The organism is Citrobacter sp. Cpo091 (genome assembly GCF_030332645.1).
Lineage (GTDB): Bacteria > Pseudomonadota > Gammaproteobacteria > Enterobacterales > Enterobacteriaceae > Citrobacter > Citrobacter portucalensis.
Window position 1 is genome coordinate 214,942 of record NZ_JAOWHL010000027.1, and the last position, 16,084, is coordinate 231,025.

Below are 16,084 nucleotides of genomic sequence, written 5' to 3' on the forward strand. Positions count from 1 at the left end.
CAGCGACCAAGCGATTTTGAGTTTTGGGTAAAACAATGACTTATAGTTACTTGTCTTGGAAAAACAAGCATTTAATGTAAAGTAACCTGACCAATAAATAACCATAACCCCCCGAAAATACCCCTCTACGGTATCCCCGAAGGGCCGTTAGTCGTTTCGGGCGGACGTTATGCTTATATTTAAATTTACCAAATCAGTCATTCAGGATCTTCCCATCCCAGAAGGGGACGGGCGGGTGGAATACGCAGATAGTATCGTTACAGGATTGCGTATTCGCATCACCTCAAACGGCAGTAAAAGTTTTTACGTTGTGCGAAAAAGAGGCGGGAAATTTTTCCGCGTAACACTCGGAAAATTTCCCGATCTCACAGTAGACCAGGCGCGCGAGCAGGCAGCCATAACGCTGGGTGAGGTTGCTGTTACCCGTCGCAACCCGAATAACTCCAGGCGGGAAAATTTACGAGCCTCGCGACATAATCGACAAAATAAGCGAGGAAACGACGCAGGGCGGGACTATGCCGCCGATCCGGTTTACGTGCCATGACGCCCGCCGCACGTTCGGCAGCGTGGCGGAGCTTGCTGGAGTGGGCTCTTATATCCTTAAGCGCCTGCTGAATCATAAAACATTCCGTAGCGCTGACGTGACACAGGGCTATCTCCACTTCTCCGCTGACGAGCTAATGGAGCCAGCGCAAAAGGTTGAGCGGGCCATGCTGGAGCATGCAGGGCTGGTGGAGAAAAAGGGCCAGCTTGATGCGCAGCTGGTGGCGCTAATGGGGACCATGAGTGATAACGATAAACGGCGCATGTTGTTTGCGCTGTTGAATCCTCCGGAGGATGAAAGATAAGCACAGTGACGGTTAAGGACGGCCGCAAATTGGGAGTAATTTAGCGGCCGTCATAATCTCCCTATTTAATTTATGGTTGCGGCGTGTTGCTTCGCTTTTTCTATGGCGTGCGTGTCAAATATATACTGCTCGTAATTATCGGTTATATCTTTCACTCTGTATATTTTCCAGCGGCCATCCTCTTTTCTCAGGTATACACCGATTTGGTAATTTTTATTGTTTTCACAACCTAACCAGACGTTAACATACTTTCCGCCAAAATAATCCTTAGCATCACCCACCCTTAAGCGCGGTATCCAGTCAGCGGCATAATCTTGTGCGTATGTGTAATAATCAGAACCAACGATTTCCTGCTCATAAATATATGAAATGACGCTCAATTGATTTAGTGCCTCTTGAGCAACGTAATCTTTCATCTTTTCGGGATCTGGTTTTATTTTCCCTGTGCTATTAGCATAAACATTTAAATAATACGAGTAAAAATCAAATACCCGTTTCTGTGCCTGTTCAGGATGCGAACTGCATGCTGAAAGTAGAGAGATAAATAAAATCGCAATGAAAGTGCGCATTAGTTCATCCTGTACATTTGGTACGACGGCTTTGATGAGCGATAACCAGGCCCGCCCCAAAAATCCCTCTGTTTAAAGTCAGAATACCAGTCCTGCCCGTCGTAAATCGCCATATGTCCCGAAGCGCTCCCTCCTGCGTAGGGCTGTATCACAACCACGTCACCTGCCATGGGGGATTGCGTTGAAGATATTTTTCTAAACCCCGCCGCCTCCAACATCGGGCCGTAGTCTTTTGCATGGTGTGTATTTATGACATTTATCCCGCCAGCATGAATTGCCTGTCGCACGTATGCGGCGCAGTTGCTTGTTGGGCCTGGCTCGGCTTGAGCTTTCGCGTAGTTGCCTGCGCTTCTTGGATCCCATCCCATGATTATTATCCATTCCAGTTAAAAGGAGTTGCTAATAGATACCCAATTAATTAGGGAGGTTAATCATTTAGTGCCGCAGAAAGCGTAACGTGCTGTGTGAGGCTAGTGCGCTTGATGCTGAGAGCAGGCGGAATCAATCGCGAGGAGATAGCCTAAACGAATTCCGAAAATAAAAGGGCGCGGGTATGTTTCCGCACATGCCGGGTGCATCATGAAAAAACCTATAAGGAAAGGCCCAAAAATGCAGGATATGGGGATATGATGGTGCCAAGGCGTTCGGCGGCCAGACGTCACAATGTACGGATCCTAGCCCAATGGGATGCAGGCAAATGGATGTTTACGTAGAGTATCAGTGCGCGGGCGGGAAAGCGTCACAGAATTAAAGCAATAAGTCAGCCGGTCAAATGACCGGCTTTTTTTATTCCGCAGCTCTGATGGTGAAATCGAAGTGGATCGCATCATACGGAAACAGTGTGCCACTATCCCCGCGTTCAAGTAATCCGCCATTCAGTAGCGCAGTAACGTCAGTATGTATGCCCTTTACATCACGCCTGACAAGCGCCGCAATTTCGCGGATCGTTAATTCCCCGCGCCCGGTCATCGCCTGCAAAATTGCCATGCGGTTTGGGGCACAAAACTTTGTGCATCACGGTCCAGGAAGGAAACGAGATCACCCCATCGCCCTTGCCACGCTCGTTGTCGTACTGCGCCCTTGAGCACAACGTGGATATTTATTTTTTATTTGAGCAGCTCGGGCGCGTAACCGGTTTTGATAACTACGCAGCCAAAGCCACTGCGCTGGCCACTGATATCGTCTCAAAATCTTGGATTGAGAGTGAGGGGCGATTTCGCCAGGGTGTGCACGAGGACGGCCCCGACGATGCCGCCGCGCTGGACCAATCAAGCTGGGGCGGTTTATTTGCCGTTAAAGCAGCGCCAGAACTTGCGGGAAAATGTCACCGATACATGGAAAGATTTCGGTTCGGCACGCTGGAGAGTGCAGGGTATACGGCGTATCACCCGGACTACGGCTATACAGGCCATAGCCGTGGAGTGTGGACCGAGGGAATAGCCGGGGCGGCATTGTTTGAACGGGCGTTAGGAAATGAGCAGCGGGCCACGGAACTGATTGCAGGGCTAAAACCACTGCGTAACGAGTACGGATATCGAGATTCATGCGATGACAAAACCTACGATACCTTACCCGATTGGCCGTCTACTACTAACCCAGGATGGGTTATTCTGGTGTGTAAGCTGGGGGGATTTTGATGTGTTGATGAGCCAGTCTTAGATGTCGGGATCGCCAGATACTAGCGAGGCATGTCGGCATATGACGTTGATATTTTCTGCGGCGTTACTGCAAACAGGCAGGGCGCGCATTTTTCTGCGGTATCCCCGAAGTATCCCCGGAAAAACAAAAGGACCTGCGATTTCTCGCAAGTCCTTGAGATTTGGTGGCCCCTGCTGGACTTGAACCAGCGACCAAGCGATTATGAGTCGCCTGCTCTAACCACTGAGCTAAGGGGCCGTGGCGGTGGATTATAAAGTAACTCCGCGTTGCAATCCAGACATAAGCGTACGGATGCTGTTTTTATAAACAATGTATTTTCAGTCCGTTATACTGGTTCCTCTGATGTATTGTTCGGAGTAATTATGGTTAAGGACATACTGGCACCGGAGCTGCGGGTGGTGTTTTGCGGTATCAATCCGGGGCTTTCTTCCGCAGGTACAGGATTCCCCTTTGCGCACCCCGCTAATCGCTTCTGGAAGGTTATCCATCAGGCGGGATTTACCGATCGCCAGCTTAAACCTGAAGAGGCACAGCATCTGCTGGACTTTCGCTGCGGCGTGACTAAGTTTGTCGACAGACCAACGGTACAAGCCAATGAAGTGAAGCTACAAGAGATGCGTAGCGGCGGTCGTCTGCTTATTGAGAAAATAGAAGAGTATCAGCCAGCCGCGCTCGCTATCCTTGGGAAACAGGCATTTGAGCAGGGGCTTAGCCAGCGTGGGGCGCAGTGGGGAAAACAGACGCTGACCATTGGCGCGACGCAGATTTGGGTATTGCCGAATCCCAGCGGATTGAGCCGGATTACACTGGATAAGCTGGTGGAGGCGTATCGCGAGTTGGATGATGCGCTGGTCATGCGCGGGATGTAAAGAAAAACGCCACCTTGCGGTGGCGTTTGAACTTATACGGCGAGATTAATCGTCGAGGAAGCTACGCAACACTTCAGAGCGGCTCGGGTGGCGCAGTTTACGCAGTGCCTTCGCTTCGATCTGACGGATACGTTCGCGGGTAACGTCGAACTGTTTACCCACTTCTTCCAGCGTGTGGTCGGTGTTCATATCGATACCGAAACGCATACGCAGAACTTTCGCTTCACGGGCGGTCAGGCCAGCCAGAACGTCGTGCGTTGCGGCACGCAGGCTCTCGGTGGTCGCAGAGTCCAGCGGCAGCTCGAGGGTGGTATCCTCAATGAAATCACCCAGATGCGAATCTTCATCGTCGCCGATCGGCGTTTCCATGGAGATAGGTTCTTTAGCGATCTTCAGCACTTTACGGATCTTGTCTTCCGGCATCAGCATGCGCTCAGCCAGTTCTTCTGGCGTCGGCTCGCGGCCCATCTCTTGCAGCATCTGACGGGAGATACGGTTGAGCTTGTTGATAGTCTCAATCATATGTACCGGGATACGGATGGTACGCGCCTGATCCGCGATCGAACGGGTGATCGCCTGACGGATCCACCAGGTTGCATAGGTGGAGAACTTGTAACCACGACGGTATTCAAACTTATCAACCGCTTTCATCAGACCGATGTTACCTTCCTGAATCAGATCCAGGAACTGCAGGCCACGGTTGGTGTATTTTTTAGCGATAGAGATAACCAGACGTAAGTTCGCTTCAACCATCTCTTTTTTCGCACGGCGGGCTTTCGCTTCACCGATGGACATGCGACGGTTGATATCTTTAACCTGCTCGATGGTCAGGCCGGTTTCTTCTTCAATCTGCTGCAGTTTCTGCAGGCCGCGGTGAACGTCATCTGCAACATCGTGCAGTTTTTCAGACCACGGTTTGTTCATCGCGATTGCCGCGTTGAACCAGGTTTCGCTGGTTTCGTTGCCAGTGAACAGGGTGATGAAGTTTTTCTTCGGCATTTTGCACTGCTCAACGCAGAGCTTCATGATCAGACGTTCCTGAGTACGCACGCGGTCCATCATGACGCGCATGCTGTTTACCAGGTAGTCGAACTGCTTCGGCACCAGGCGGAACTGTTTGAACACTTCGGACAGCTTCTGAATTTCTTCCTGCGCGGCAGCATGGCTGCGGCCTTTCGCTTTGATGGTGTCGCGAGTGATTTCGTACTGAGTACGCAGTTCACCGAATTTTTCACGCGCTAACTCAGGGTCGATGCTGTTGTCATCATCGCTGCTGTCGTCGTCGCCATCTTCTTCATCTTCATCTTCATCGTCATCCATCTCTTCCTGAGAGAGTTCAGAACCGACGTGGGTCGCCGTTGGCGCCATGTCTTCTTCCGCATTTGGATCGACAAAGCCAGTGATCAGATCGGAAAGACGTGCTTCTTCAGCTTCTACGCGATCGTACTGCTCAAGCAGGTAGGTGATAGCTTCCGGGTATTCGGCAACGGAGCATTGAACCTGGTTAATCCCGTCTTCGATGCGTTTAGCGATGTCGATTTCGCCTTCGCGGGTTAACAGTTCAACGGTACCCATTTCACGCATGTACATGCGGACCGGGTCAGTCGTACGACCGATTTCGGACTCAACGCTGGACAGAACCTGGGCAGCCGCTTCTTCCGCGTCTTCATCGGTGCTGTTGGAGGTTTCAGCAAGCAGCAGATCATCGGCATCAGGTGCTTCTTCCATCACCTGAATACCCATGTCATTGATCATTTGGATGATGTCTTCGATTTGATCTGAATCGACGATATCTTCCGGCAGATGGTCATTGACCTCGGCATAGGTCAGATAGCCTTGCTCCTTACCACGTTGGACAAGAAGCTTCAGCTGTGACTGCGGGTTTTGCTCCATAAGACGGTATCCACACTTAATTCGTTTGATTGGTGTTGGGCGGTAAAACCGCCAACGGCAAAACGAGGGCATACTTATATTTTGCCGCTGCCTCTCCGTGCGGCTGTCGGGGGCTTCCCGATCGATATTCGGCAGTTAAGCCGTTAAATACTTTTGTCTTTCTGTTATTTCTTGGCCAGTTCCTGGTTCAGTGTCCAGAGTTCCCGGCGTTCTTCGCTGCTTAAACCGTGTGTGCGCTCACGAGCTATCAACTCTTCCTGGCGCAGTTCAAGCATCGAATCAAACATATGGTTGAGTGAGTCGGTGAAGGTTTTTTCCGCGATATCTTTATCTGCTATATCGTCCCACATCGACAGTTTTTCAAGGGTCGCAGCATCATTTGTGCCACGATAGTGTTCTAAAAGTTGCCCGGTGGTCAGACCTGGCTGAGCCAGACAAGTGTTGACCAGTTCTCTGAATAAGCCAAGTCCAGGCAGCTTATTGCTATCCAGTGCGCCTAACGGTGGAACCAGCGGGGCGAGGCCCGGGTTCTGTACCAGCAGCCCTATAAGTATACGCATGGTCGTACGTTTTAGCTGTGGAACAGGGCGGGAAGCCCCATTTTCTGCCAGTTTAGGCATTAAACGTTCAAGCTGGCTGTCATCCAGAATGCCGAGCTTGTTTCCCAACTCCTGTCGCAGGTAAATGCGCAACGTTTCGCCTGGTACCTGAGTAATCAGCGGTAATGCCAGCGTACTGAGCTGTGCGCGTCCGTCCGGGGTACTCAAATCCACCTGCGGCAGCAGGCTGTTAAATAAAAACGCGGAGAGCGGCAGCGCCTGCTCCATCCGGGCTTCAAAGGCCTCTTTCCCTTCTTTACGCACCAGCGTATCGGGGTCTTCGCCGTCAGGTAAAAACATGAAGCGTAGCTGGCGTCCGTCTGTCATATAGGGCAGAGCGGTTTCCAGCGCGCGCCATGCTGCGTCGCGTCCGGCACGGTCGCCGTCGTAACAGCAAATTACGTTGTTCGTCGCGCGGAACAACAGTTGGATGTGATCGGCAGTAGTTGACGTCCCTAGGGATGCAACGGCGTAGTTAATGCCGTATTGCGCCAGCGCCACCACATCCATATAGCCTTCTACCACTAACAGGCGCTGTGGATCGGCGTTATCCTGCTGGGCTTCATAAAGGCCATACAGCTGGCGACCTTTATGGAAAATATCGGTTTCCGGGGAGTTCAGATATTTCGGCAGGGCATCGCCCAGCACGCGTCCACCAAAACCAATGACCCGACCACGTTTGTCGCGAATGGGGAACATCACCCGTTCGCGGAAGCGATCGTAACTGCGTCCCTGATCGTTGGTGACCAACATCCCCGCATCGACCAGCGATTTTCGATTCTCAGCATTGCCGCCAAACCGTTTCAGGACGTTGTCCCAGCCGGGGGGCGCAAAACCAATAGCAAAACGGGTGATAACGTCGCTACTTAATCCTCGCTTTTCCAGGTATTGGCGCGCAGGGGTAGCGGCGGGCTGCATCAAAGACTGTTGATAAAAAGTGTTCAGGCCGTCCATCAATTGATAAAGGCTTTGCCGTTGATGGCGCTCTATCTGACTGGGGCCACTGCCTGCTTCATAGGGCACTTCAAGGTTGTGCATTGCGGCCAGTTCTTCGACGGTTTCCACAAACTCGAGCTTGTCGTAGTTCATGAGAAAGTCGACGGCGTTGCCATGCGCGCCACACCCAAAGCAGTGATAAAACTGTTTTTCACCGTTTACGGTGAAAGAGGGGGTTTTTTCGTTATGGAACGGACAGCACGCGTGATAATTTTTGCCCTGCTTTTTCAGCTTTACCCGCGCGTCGATGAGATCGACGATGTCGGTTCTTGCCAGCAGGTCATTGATAAAAACGCGAGGAATTCGTCCAGCCATAAGCCCCTGTTTTTTGATGACTCATATACACAAAATCATTCAGGATGCATCAAGGCGGCAAGGAAGCGAATCCTCAGGAGCGTACAGCAGTACGTGACTGGGGTGAGCGACTGCAGCCAACACTGAGGCAGCTTGAATGATGACGTGTATAAACGAAAATAAGCCGCGCATTCCTTCCGGAAGCACGGCCTTACAACTACAACTCAGTCTGAATTGAGAGCTTTGGCTCTCAATGGATTAGTACAGACGAGTACGGCGTGCGTTTTCGCGAGCCAGTTTCTTCGCGTGACGTTTCACAGCAGAAGCTTTAGCGCGCTTACGTTCGGTAGTCGGTTTTTCATAGAACTCACGACGACGAACTTCCGCCAGAACACCTGCTTTTTCGCATGAACGCTTGAAGCGACGCAGTGCTACGTCGAACGGCTCGTTTTCACGTACTTTAATTACCGGCATGTAACTCTCACCTTTAATAAATTCGGTTTGCCGCTGGCATCAACGCCAGCTTATTTCAAAATGGTGCGGAATTTTACTGCAATTGCTGCTGCTTTGTAAAGCACCGACGCGATTTTGAAAGGGACTTTTATAAGGACAAGGAGTATACACGAGCGAAACTCCTGGGGCGAACAAAGTTTTACATCAACCCGCATTGGTCCTACACTGCGCGGTAATAGAGCGAGGTAAAACAAGTCATGCGTGTACTGGGTATTGAAACATCCTGCGATGAAACCGGCATCGCCATTTACGACGATGAAAAAGGTCTTTTAGCCAACCAATTGTATAGTCAGGTGAAATTACATGCTGACTACGGCGGCGTAGTGCCTGAACTGGCCTCGCGCGATCACGTACGTAAAACCGTACCGTTGATCCAGGCCGCGCTGAAAGAAGCGGGACTGACGGCAAAAGAGATCGATGCGGTGGCGTATACCGCAGGTCCTGGTCTGGTTGGTGCGCTGCTGGTTGGCGCAACCGTAGGACGTTCGCTGGCGTTCGCCTGGGGCGTACCGGCAATTCCTGTGCACCACATGGAAGGGCATCTGCTGGCGCCAATGCTGGAAGATAATCCCCCTGCATTCCCGTTCGTCGCGCTGCTGGTTTCCGGCGGCCACACGCAGCTGATCAGCGTCACCGGTATCGGTCAGTATGAATTGCTGGGCGAATCGATTGATGATGCTGCCGGTGAAGCGTTCGACAAAACCGCCAAGCTGCTGGGATTGGATTATCCTGGTGGCCCAATGCTGTCAAAGCTGGCATCACAAGGCGTTGAAAAACGTTTTGTCTTCCCGCGTCCGATGACTGACCGTCCGGGGCTGGATTTCAGCTTCTCAGGTTTGAAAACCTTCGCTGCGAATACCATTCGTAATAACGAAAATGACGATCAGACCCGCGCTGATATCGCCCGAGCGTTTGAAGATGCGGTGGTTGATACGCTGATGATCAAGTGCAAACGCGCGCTGGATCAAACCGGTTTTAAACGTCTGGTGATGGCGGGAGGCGTGAGTGCGAACCGTACGCTGCGCGCAAAGCTGGCTGAGATGATGCAAAAACGTCGTGGCGAAGTGTTTTACGCGCGTCCGGAATTTTGTACCGATAACGGGGCGATGATCGCCTACGCGGGCATGGTGCGCTTTAAAGCGGGTGCAACGGCGGATCTTGGCGTGACCGTGCGTCCACGCTGGCCGCTGGCGGAATTACCGGCAGCATAAGTTTTTTTGCCCGGTGGCGCTGCGTTTACCGGGCTTACAAAACCGTAGGCCGGGTCAGGCGAATCCGCCGCCCGGCGATAGCTCTCACTACATCCGCAACATTCCTTTCTCTTCCAGAAACGCGATAATTTTGTCCAGGCCTTCTCCAGATTTTAAATTACTAAACGTCCATGGACGCTCGCCGCGCATGCGCAAGGTATCGCGCTCCATCACCTCCAGCGATGCGCCGACGTAAGGGGCAAGATCGGTTTTATTGATCACCAGAAAATCGGATTTGGTGATCCCCGGACCGCCTTTACGCGGGATCTTCTCGCCTTCGGCAACATCGATCACATAGATCGTCAGATCCGCGAGTTCCGGGCTGAAGGTGGCGCTCAGGTTATCGCCGCCGCTTTCCACAAAAATCAGATCCAGATTGCCGAATTTCTCGCTCAGCGCTTCTACGGCGGCCAGATTCATCGACGCATCTTCGCGGATGGCGGTATGCGGGCAGCCACCGGTTTCCACGCCGACGATCCTCTCTGGCTCCAGTGCGCCCGCCTCGGTGAGAATGCGCTGATCTTCTTTGGTGTAGATATCGTTGGTCACCACCGCCAACTGATAGCTGCTGCGCATGGCTTTGCATAACGCTTCCAGCAGCGCCGTTTTGCCCGAGCCAACCGGGCCGCCAACGCCCACACGCAGGGGATGCTTGCAGTTACTCATTTTTTCTCCTCAGGAGCGGAATAATCGGGAATATTGGGTTTCATGCCGGGCAGACGCGATAGCGGCCAACGGCGTTGCGGAGCCGAGGCTGGTGTCAGGACACGTCAGCGCCTGTGCCAAACCCTGCGCATAGCGATCGCAGAGCGCAATAATCAAACGCTGGGCCGCCTGTTGTCCAAAAGGAACCAGCTTGACGCCAGCCATGACAGCGCTTTCAATCCAGCTGTAGCCGAGGCTTAACGCCAGCTCCGTCAGCGGAATTTTCCAGCGCACGCCCAGCCAGGCCATGCCGCAGAGTTGGCTGTCGACAAAGAGGGTGCGCCATTCTCGCGAGCAATCCGACTCCCAGTCGGTGACCAGCCGCGTAAACGCCGCACCCCGACTGCGTTCTTCATCCCGCAGTTCGCGGGTTTCGCGACAGGCCAGCAGGTAAGCGCTCCAGCGGCGTGCTGCGTCGAGATCGTCCAGCTCGCAGGCGCGATACAGTCTCGCCAGCAGCGGTAGGTCAACGGTAAAAAAGTTTTGCTCCATCTGCTGGATTTGCCAGGCAGAGAAGTCATCGACGCTTTTCACCCAGCCGATCTCTACCGCCCATTCCAGCCCCTGAGACCAGGTAAACGATCCTACCGGGAGACTGCTGCTGGCGAGCTGCATCAGGCGCAGCTGTTGGGTGCTATGCATCAGTGCGCATGACCATGGTGATGCCCGTGTGACTCGCTCGCATAGGCACCCGCTTCCGGCTCAAACGGCAACTGGGCGAATGTCACCTCAAGGTTGAACTGGCTCAGCATGTCGTCCAGCACATGATCGTGATGGTAACGCAGTTCATCCGGCAGGATTTGCAGCGGAACGTGGCGATTACCGAGGTGATAACAGGCTTTGGCGAGCAGGAAAGGATCGGTGCAGCGCACCACGGAAACCGACTCCGGTGCGGCGATCACTTCGATCACTTCGCTGCCATCTTCGGTACTTAGCAGATCGCCACCGCGCAGCAGCAAACCACGCGGTAGCATTAGCCCGGCTTCGCGACCGTCGTTCAGTGCTACCCTGGCGCGACTTTTTACCCGGACATCAATGGGCAGCGTGACGCTTGCAGTAACGCGGTGAGCGTGGTCAAGGCGTTGGGTCAGATAGATCATCGTCACTCCTCAAAACAGAAAATAGCGTTGCGCCATCGGCAAAATATCTGCCGGTTCGCTGGTGATAAGTTCGCCATCAATACGCACCTCGTAAGTCTGAGCATCGACGGTGATATTGGGTTGCAGGCCGTTGTGGATCATGTCGACCTTTTTCACCGTCCGGCAGCCTTTGACGACGGCGATAGCGCTTTGCAGATTGAGCTGCTGCGGGATGTTTTGCGCGTCAGCGGCCTGCGAAATAAAGGTCAGCCGGGTGTGGTGCCGCGCCGCGCCAAGCGCGCCGAACATCATGCGGTAATGCACCGGCTGCGGGGTGGGGATCGAGGCGTTGATATCGCCCATCGGCGCGCAGGCGATCATCCCGCCCTTGACGATCGTCGCCGGTTTTACGCCAAAAAAGGCGGGTGACCACAGCACCAGATCGGCCAGTTTGCCTGGCTCAACGGAACCGACTTCATGGGCGATACCGTGGGTTAATGCCGGGTTGATGGTGTATTTGGCGACGTAGCGTTTAACGCGCAGGTTGTCGTTGTCACCGGTTTCTTCTGCCAACGGGCCACGCTGAACCTTCATGCGGTGCGCCACCTGCCAGGTACGCAGGATCACTTCGCCCACGCGCCCCATCGCCTGTGAATCGGACGAGGTCAGGGAAAACGCGCCAATGTCATGCAGCACATCTTCGGCAGCGATCGTTTCCCGGCGAATGCGGGATTCGGCAAAGGCCACGTCTTCGGCGATATCCGGATCGAGGTGGTGGCAAACCATCAGCATGTCGAGATGCTCGTCGATGGTGTTGACGGTATAGGGCAGCGTCGGGTTAGTGGAGGAGGGCAGAATATTCGGATGCGCGCAGGCGGTGATGATATCCGGTGCATGGCCGCCACCCGCGCCTTCGGTGTGAAAGGTATGAATGGTGCGATCACCAATTGCCGCCAGCGTATCTTCAACGAAACCGGACTCATTGAGCGTATCGCTATGCAGCGCGACCTGGATGTCCATCTCGTCGGCCACAGTCAGCGCGCAGTCGATAGCGGCAGGCGTGGCGCCCCAGTCTTCATGGATTTTCAGGCCAATTGCGCCCGCGCTGATTTGCTCGCGCAAGGCGTCTGGGTTTGAGCCATTACCTTTGCCCAGTAAACCGATGTTAACCGGCAACGCATCTGCCGCCTGCAGCATGCGCGCGATGTACCAGGGGCCCGGTGTGCAGGTGGTGGCGTTGGTTCCTGCGGCCGGACCGGTGCCGCCGCCGATCATCGTCGTCACCCCGGAAACCAGCGCCTCCTGCGCCTGCTGTGGGCAGATCCAGTGAATATGCGTATCCACGCCGCCCGCGGTGACGATCTTGCCTTCCCCGGCAATGACTTCAGTTCCCACGCCTATCGGGATCGTGACGTTGGGTTGAATATCGGGATTACCTGCTTTGCCGATAGCGAAGATCCTGCCGTTTTTGATGCCGATATCCGCTTTCACGATCCCCCAGTGATCGACGATCAGCGCGTTGGTGATCACCAGATCCACGCATGCATCGGCGCGCATTTGTCCCTGGCCCATGCCGTCGCGGATCACTTTTCCGCCGCCGAATTTGACCTCTTCGCCGTAGGTGGTGAAGTCTTGTTCCACCTCGATCCACAGGTCGGTATCCGCCAGGCGCACTTTATCGCCGGTGGTTGGGCCAAACATGTCGGCGTACGCCTGCCGGGAAATATCACTCATTATCTGCCTCCAGCGCGCCCATCACTTCGCTGCGAAAACCCACGATCCTTTGTGCGCCAGCAACGCGCACCAGTTCGACTTCGCGTTTTTGTCCCGGCTCAAAACGCACTGCCGTGCCCGCAGCAATGTTCAGACGAAAGCCGCGTGCGGCCAGCCTGTCAAAGCGCAGCGCCGGGTTCACTTCGTAAAAGTGGTAGTGCGATCCCACCTGGATGGGTCTGTCGCCATGATTTTCCACCACGATCGTGCAGATCTCTCGCCCCTGATTAAGTGCGATACTGCCTTTTGCGATCTGATATTCACCAGGGATCATTGCCGCTCCTTAGACGATCGGATTGTGGACGGTGACCAGCTTCGATCCGTCCGGAAATGTGGCTTCAACCTGAATATCCGGGATCATCTCCGGTACGCCTTCCATCACCTGATCGCGGCGCAGGACGTGACGCCCGTCTTCCATCAGCGCGGCCACGGTTTGCCCGTCCCGCGCCCCTTCCATGATGAAAGCGCTAATTAGCGCCACCGATTCCGGGTAGTTCAGCTTCAGCCCGCGGGCCAGGCGACGTTCCGCCACCAGCGCGGCGGTAAATAGCAACAGCTTGTCTTTTTCTCTGGGAGTCAGTTCCATAAGGGTTCTCTTAGGTTTGCCAGATTCGCGGGAGTACGGGCGCTTTGTGTGTCAGCAGCGGGCGCAGAAATTGCCAGATGTCGCGCATAACGCGCTGGACAACCAGGTTGTCGCTAGCAAGAAAACGGATTGTCAGCAGCGAATCGTTAAGCGTTGCCCCGGCGTAATCGCCAAGCGCCGTAAGCCGCTCCCGCGTGCCCTCGAGCATATGTTCGCTGGCCGGATAACACAGCAACGTGCCGACCCAGGGATGATGTGCGACGCCGCTCAGATTCCCCTCCTGCAACTGCAAGCGTTCTATCAGCAGTGGCTGCCCATCTCGCCATACTTCCTGGCGGTTTTGCAGCGTGCCGTAACTGAAGGTCTCCTGCATAACCGGTCGGCCAAGACACAGCAGATCCCAGGCCAGCAGGCGGCTTGCGGATGTCAGATGAAAGACGGTCTGAATAGCGGCGTTGGCGCCGGGAAAGAGGATCGTATCCTGCGGCAGCCACTCCAGCGTCGCGTGAGGAGTGAGGGTAAAATGCTGGCGCAGTAATGCCTGCGGTCCACGGCTGCGGTAAAACTTTCCCGCGCCAGGCTGGGTGATTAACGCGTGGCTGTTTTCGTCGAGCGTTACGGCGATATGGAGCTCATCCCCGCCGACGATCCCCGCCGGTGGATGAAGCAAATAGAGATGGCAAACGTCCTCTTCCGGGTAAAACGGGCGTTGAACCGTCAATGGACCATGATGACGCGCCGAGGCGAGCACCGTTTTGTGCCCGGTGCAGGTAAAATGCAGATCCAGTTCGGCCTGCCAGCCCCGTGTGAGTGTCTCGTGCGCAACCGTGTCCAGAGCGTTTCCCCTATCAGCATGAGGGTGTTTGCATACAAAAAAGTATGCCTCAGCGCGTCGGGAAATCGATCATATGAGAAGCTTATGGATAAAGGGGCGACAATACGCCGCCCCACCAGGGTTTTACAGTAAAACGAGGGGCATCCAGACCAGACCGGTAATCACCAGCAGCACGAGGAAAATCAGGCCAAAAATAGCACCGAGTCGCCAGTAATCCACCGTTGGTAAATAGCCGCTGCCGTAGTAGATAGGGCTAGGGCCGGTAGCGTACGGGGTCAGAATGCTGCCCAGACCAATGGCGGCGCCGACCATCAGGCAGAAGACCGGTAGCGGGATTTCCGGCATTGCCAGCGCGGCGGCAATCATCATCGGTGCGAGGGCGGAGGTATAGGCTGTGGCGCTGGCAAAGAAGTAACGCAGCAGATAGAACACCACGATCAGCGCTACCATCACCATCATCGGCGAATAACCGCTCAGCCCGTTTGCCAGCAGCTTGCCGAACCAGGTAATAAAACCGGTGTTATTGAGCCCGGTGGCCAGCGTGATCAGCGAGGCCAGCCAGAAAAAGACGTTCCATGCGGCTTTATTGCTGACGATGTCATCCCAGCTAATGATGCGCAGTACCAGCATCAACGCCACCACGCTGTATCCGACCATCGCGGCGTCAATATAATCGCCGCCGAAGATCCACAGCACCAGCGCGCCGACCATCAGCACCAGCATCTTTTTCTCGCGAGCGCAGAGCGGTCCCATCGCTTTTAGTTCAGTATCCGCCCAGCGTGGAACCTGATCGCCGGATTTCAGCACCGGTGGATATAACACGTACGCCAGCCACGGCACGATCAGCACCAGTAAAATGCTCAGCGGCAGCATGCCTAAGAACCAGTCACCCCAGCTCAGCGCGGTGTGGGACGCGCCTTTCATCAGGCCGATCAACAGCAGGTTCGGCGCCATCGCCGTTAAGAAAATAGCGCTGGTGACGCAGTCGGCGACAATGCCCATCCACATGATGTATGAGCCAATGGAGCGTGAACTGGCGCTATTGGGCTGTGAGTTATACAGCGGCGGCAGGTTGCGGATAATCGGGTAGATTATTCCGGCCCCACGGGCGGAGTTGGAAGGTGTGACGGGAGCGAGGATAAGTTCGGAGAACATCACCGCATAGCCGAGAAACAGCGTCCTATGCCCCATCTTTTTCACCAGCATCAGCGCGATTCGCCGACCGAGTCCGGTTTTCTCATAGCCCGTGCCAAACATAAAGGCCGCGAAGATCAGCCAGATGACCGAGTTTGAAAAGCCAGATACCGCCCACGACAGCGATTTGGCGGTAAATTTAAAACCGTCCTGCGCGAGTTGCTCCGGGCTGAACAGCAGCCACGGTGAAAGGACGGCGATGATCGAAATGCCAATCATCGCCACTACCGCGCCCGGTATAGGTTCCAGAATAAGCCCGACAATCACACCGGTAAAGACGGCAAAATAGAGCCAGGTGTGGCTCTCAAGACCGGTGGGGACGGGTAGAACAGCAATAATGGCGATGACCACCAGCGGAGCCAGGTATCGCCACCAACCAGCTAAAGGTGCCATTGTTGAATCCCTACGAAAGGGGAGAGGCG

At 54.4% G+C, this 16,084-nt stretch carries 18 protein-coding genes, 1 tRNA gene and 2 pseudogenes; 6 read left to right on the plus strand and 15 right to left on the minus strand.

Translation table 11 applies throughout. From position 1 onward, the window contains the following. The first annotated feature begins 169 nt into the window (after positions 1-169). Positions 170-544 carry an Arm DNA-binding domain-containing protein gene (locus tag OGY04_RS23115; RefSeq protein ID WP_353655327.1) on the plus strand — a complete coding sequence of 125 codons (375 nt, stop codon included), beginning with the start codon at positions 170-172 and terminating at the stop codon, positions 542-544. Next, positions 438-848: pseudogene (locus tag OGY04_RS23120) on the plus strand (integrase); the annotation flags it as partial. The gene OGY04_RS23115 and the pseudogene OGY04_RS23120, both read left to right, overlap by 107 nt. Before the next feature lie 65 nt (positions 849-913). On the opposite strand, the gene OGY04_RS03175 reads toward OGY04_RS23120, so the two are convergent. Both OGY04_RS03175 and OGY04_RS03180 read right to left on the minus strand, forming a co-directional pair. Further along, a complete protein-coding gene (locus OGY04_RS03175) occupies positions 914-1,417 on the minus strand; it encodes a YqhG/Tai3 family protein (protein ID WP_286584727.1) in 504 nt (167 codons plus the stop codon). Then, positions 1,417-1,785 (minus strand): NlpC/P60 family protein, encoded by a 369-nt coding sequence (locus OGY04_RS03180; protein WP_286584728.1) that lies wholly within the window; start codon positions 1,783-1,785, stop codon positions 1,417-1,419. Before OGY04_RS03180 ends, OGY04_RS03175 begins: the two co-directional genes overlap by 1 nt. A 248-nt stretch (positions 1,786-2,033) precedes the next feature. On the opposite strand from OGY04_RS03180, the gene yecR reads away from it, so the two are divergent. Next, positions 2,034-2,168, plus strand: a complete 135-nt coding sequence (gene yecR / locus OGY04_RS03185) for a YecR family lipoprotein (protein ID WP_286584745.1) — start codon at positions 2,034-2,036, stop codon at positions 2,166-2,168. A gap of 35 nt (positions 2,169-2,203) precedes the next feature. Here the strand turns inward: yecR and OGY04_RS23180 are convergent, their stop codons facing one another. Beyond that, positions 2,204-2,404: an HVO_A0114 family putative DNA-binding protein gene (locus tag OGY04_RS23180; RefSeq protein WP_502872393.1), complete on the minus strand. Its 201-nt coding sequence runs from the start codon at positions 2,402-2,404 to the stop codon at positions 2,204-2,206. 83 nt (positions 2,405-2,487) lie between these two features. Between OGY04_RS23180 and OGY04_RS03190 the strand changes: the two are divergent. Beyond that, positions 2,488-3,054: pseudogene (locus OGY04_RS03190) on the plus strand (phage tail protein); the annotation flags it as partial. Positions 3,055-3,237: 183 nt separating this feature from the next. On the opposite strand, the gene OGY04_RS03195 reads toward OGY04_RS03190, so the two are convergent. Beyond that, a tRNA-Ile gene (locus tag OGY04_RS03195) sits at positions 3,238-3,313 on the minus strand. 125 nt (positions 3,314-3,438) lie between these two features. On the opposite strand from OGY04_RS03195, the gene mug reads away from it, so the two are divergent. Further along, positions 3,439-3,945 carry a G/U mismatch-specific DNA glycosylase gene (mug, locus tag OGY04_RS03200; protein WP_008785849.1) on the plus strand — a complete coding sequence of 169 codons (507 nt, stop codon included), beginning with the start codon at positions 3,439-3,441 and terminating at the stop codon, positions 3,943-3,945. A gap of 45 nt (positions 3,946-3,990) precedes the next feature. Here the strand turns inward: mug and rpoD are convergent, their stop codons facing one another. The 3 genes from rpoD to rpsU form a co-directional block, all read right to left on the minus strand. Then, positions 3,991-5,838, minus strand: a complete 1,848-nt coding sequence (gene rpoD, locus OGY04_RS03205) for an RNA polymerase sigma factor RpoD (RefSeq protein WP_003024699.1) — start codon at positions 5,836-5,838, stop codon at positions 3,991-3,993. A gap of 164 nt (positions 5,839-6,002) precedes the next feature. After that, positions 6,003-7,748 carry a DNA primase gene (gene dnaG / locus OGY04_RS03210; RefSeq protein ID WP_003828467.1) on the minus strand — a complete coding sequence of 582 codons (1,746 nt, stop codon included), beginning with the start codon at positions 7,746-7,748 and terminating at the stop codon, positions 6,003-6,005. 237 nt (positions 7,749-7,985) lie between these two features. Further along, complete coding sequence (rpsU, locus tag OGY04_RS03215; protein ID WP_001144069.1) at positions 7,986-8,201, minus strand: 30S ribosomal protein S21; 216 nt, start codon at positions 8,199-8,201, stop codon at positions 7,986-7,988. Between the two features lie 236 nt (positions 8,202-8,437). Between rpsU and tsaD the strand changes: the two genes are divergently transcribed. After that, on the plus strand, positions 8,438-9,451 hold the full coding sequence (gene tsaD / locus OGY04_RS03220; protein WP_003024694.1) for a tRNA (adenosine(37)-N6)-threonylcarbamoyltransferase complex transferase subunit TsaD: 1,014 nt from the start codon (positions 8,438-8,440) through the stop codon (positions 9,449-9,451). Positions 9,452-9,538: 87 nt separating this feature from the next. Here tsaD and ureG read toward each other — a convergent pair whose 3' ends face one another. The 8 genes from ureG to OGY04_RS03260 all read right to left on the minus strand — a co-directional run bounded on the left by ureG (position 9,539) and on the right by OGY04_RS03260 (position 16,055). Then, complete coding sequence (ureG, locus tag OGY04_RS03225) at positions 9,539-10,156, minus strand: urease accessory protein UreG (protein WP_286584730.1); 618 nt, start codon at positions 10,154-10,156, stop codon at positions 9,539-9,541. A gap of 9 nt (positions 10,157-10,165) precedes the next feature. Next, complete coding sequence (locus tag OGY04_RS03230) at positions 10,166-10,837, minus strand: urease accessory protein UreF (protein ID WP_195995256.1); 672 nt, start codon at positions 10,835-10,837, stop codon at positions 10,166-10,168. Next, positions 10,837-11,295, minus strand: coding sequence for an urease accessory protein UreE (gene ureE / locus OGY04_RS03235; protein ID WP_286584732.1), 459 nt, complete (start codon positions 11,293-11,295; stop codon positions 10,837-10,839). Before ureE ends, OGY04_RS03230 begins: the two co-directional genes overlap by 1 nt. A gap of 9 nt (positions 11,296-11,304) precedes the next feature. Next, on the minus strand, positions 11,305-13,008 hold the full coding sequence (ureC, locus tag OGY04_RS03240; RefSeq protein WP_286584734.1) for an urease subunit alpha: 1,704 nt from the start codon (positions 13,006-13,008) through the stop codon (positions 11,305-11,307). Then, a complete protein-coding gene (locus tag OGY04_RS03245; RefSeq protein WP_071446135.1) occupies positions 13,001-13,321 on the minus strand; it encodes an urease subunit beta in 321 nt (106 codons plus the stop codon). Before OGY04_RS03245 ends, ureC begins: the two co-directional genes overlap by 8 nt. A gap of 9 nt (positions 13,322-13,330) precedes the next feature. Then, positions 13,331-13,633 carry an urease subunit gamma gene (locus tag OGY04_RS03250; RefSeq protein WP_003024678.1) on the minus strand — a complete coding sequence of 101 codons (303 nt, stop codon included), beginning with the start codon at positions 13,631-13,633 and terminating at the stop codon, positions 13,331-13,333. Positions 13,634-13,643: 10 nt separating this feature from the next. Beyond that, positions 13,644-14,468 carry an urease accessory protein UreD gene (locus OGY04_RS03255; protein WP_216650216.1) on the minus strand — a complete coding sequence of 275 codons (825 nt, stop codon included), beginning with the start codon at positions 14,466-14,468 and terminating at the stop codon, positions 13,644-13,646. Between the two features lie 123 nt (positions 14,469-14,591). Next, complete coding sequence (locus OGY04_RS03260) at positions 14,592-16,055, minus strand: anion permease (protein WP_286584735.1); 1,464 nt, start codon at positions 16,053-16,055, stop codon at positions 14,592-14,594. Positions 16,056-16,084: the final 29 nt, after the last annotated feature.

Excerpts from the sequence above, each read along its gene's own strand:
- OGY04_RS23115 (WP_353655327.1), top strand. The coding sequence starts at position 170 with ATGCTTATATTTAAATTTACCAAATCAGTCATTCAGGATCTTCCCATC.
- OGY04_RS03175 (WP_286584727.1), bottom strand. The coding sequence starts at position 1,417 with ATGCGCACTTTCATTGCGATTTTATTTATCTCTCTACTTTCAGCATGC.
- OGY04_RS03180 (WP_286584728.1), bottom strand. The coding sequence starts at position 1,785 with ATGGGATGGGATCCAAGAAGCGCAGGCAACTACGCGAAAGCTCAAGCC.
- OGY04_RS23180 (WP_502872393.1), bottom strand. The coding sequence starts at position 2,404 with ATGGCAATTTTGCAGGCGATGACCGGGCGCGGGGAATTAACGATCCGC.
- mug (WP_008785849.1), top strand. The coding sequence starts at position 3,439 with ATGGTTAAGGACATACTGGCACCGGAGCTGCGGGTGGTGTTTTGCGGT.
- rpoD (WP_003024699.1), bottom strand. The coding sequence starts at position 5,838 with ATGGAGCAAAACCCGCAGTCACAGCTGAAGCTTCTTGTCCAACGTGGT.
- dnaG (WP_003828467.1), bottom strand. The coding sequence starts at position 7,748 with ATGGCTGGACGAATTCCTCGCGTTTTTATCAATGACCTGCTGGCAAGA.
- rpsU (WP_001144069.1), bottom strand. The coding sequence starts at position 8,201 with ATGCCGGTAATTAAAGTACGTGAAAACGAGCCGTTCGACGTAGCACTG.
- tsaD (WP_003024694.1), top strand. The coding sequence starts at position 8,438 with ATGCGTGTACTGGGTATTGAAACATCCTGCGATGAAACCGGCATCGCC.
- ureG (WP_286584730.1), bottom strand. The coding sequence starts at position 10,156 with ATGAGTAACTGCAAGCATCCCCTGCGTGTGGGCGTTGGCGGCCCGGTT.
- OGY04_RS03230 (WP_195995256.1), bottom strand. The coding sequence starts at position 10,837 with ATGCATAGCACCCAACAGCTGCGCCTGATGCAGCTCGCCAGCAGCAGT.
- ureE (WP_286584732.1), bottom strand. The coding sequence starts at position 11,295 with ATGATCTATCTGACCCAACGCCTTGACCACGCTCACCGCGTTACTGCA.
- ureC (WP_286584734.1), bottom strand. The coding sequence starts at position 13,008 with ATGAGTGATATTTCCCGGCAGGCGTACGCCGACATGTTTGGCCCAACC.
- OGY04_RS03245 (WP_071446135.1), bottom strand. The coding sequence starts at position 13,321 with ATGATCCCTGGTGAATATCAGATCGCAAAAGGCAGTATCGCACTTAAT.
- OGY04_RS03250 (WP_003024678.1), bottom strand. The coding sequence starts at position 13,633 with ATGGAACTGACTCCCAGAGAAAAAGACAAGCTGTTGCTATTTACCGCC.
- OGY04_RS03260 (WP_286584735.1), bottom strand. The coding sequence starts at position 16,055 with ATGGCACCTTTAGCTGGTTGGTGGCGATACCTGGCTCCGCTGGTGGTC.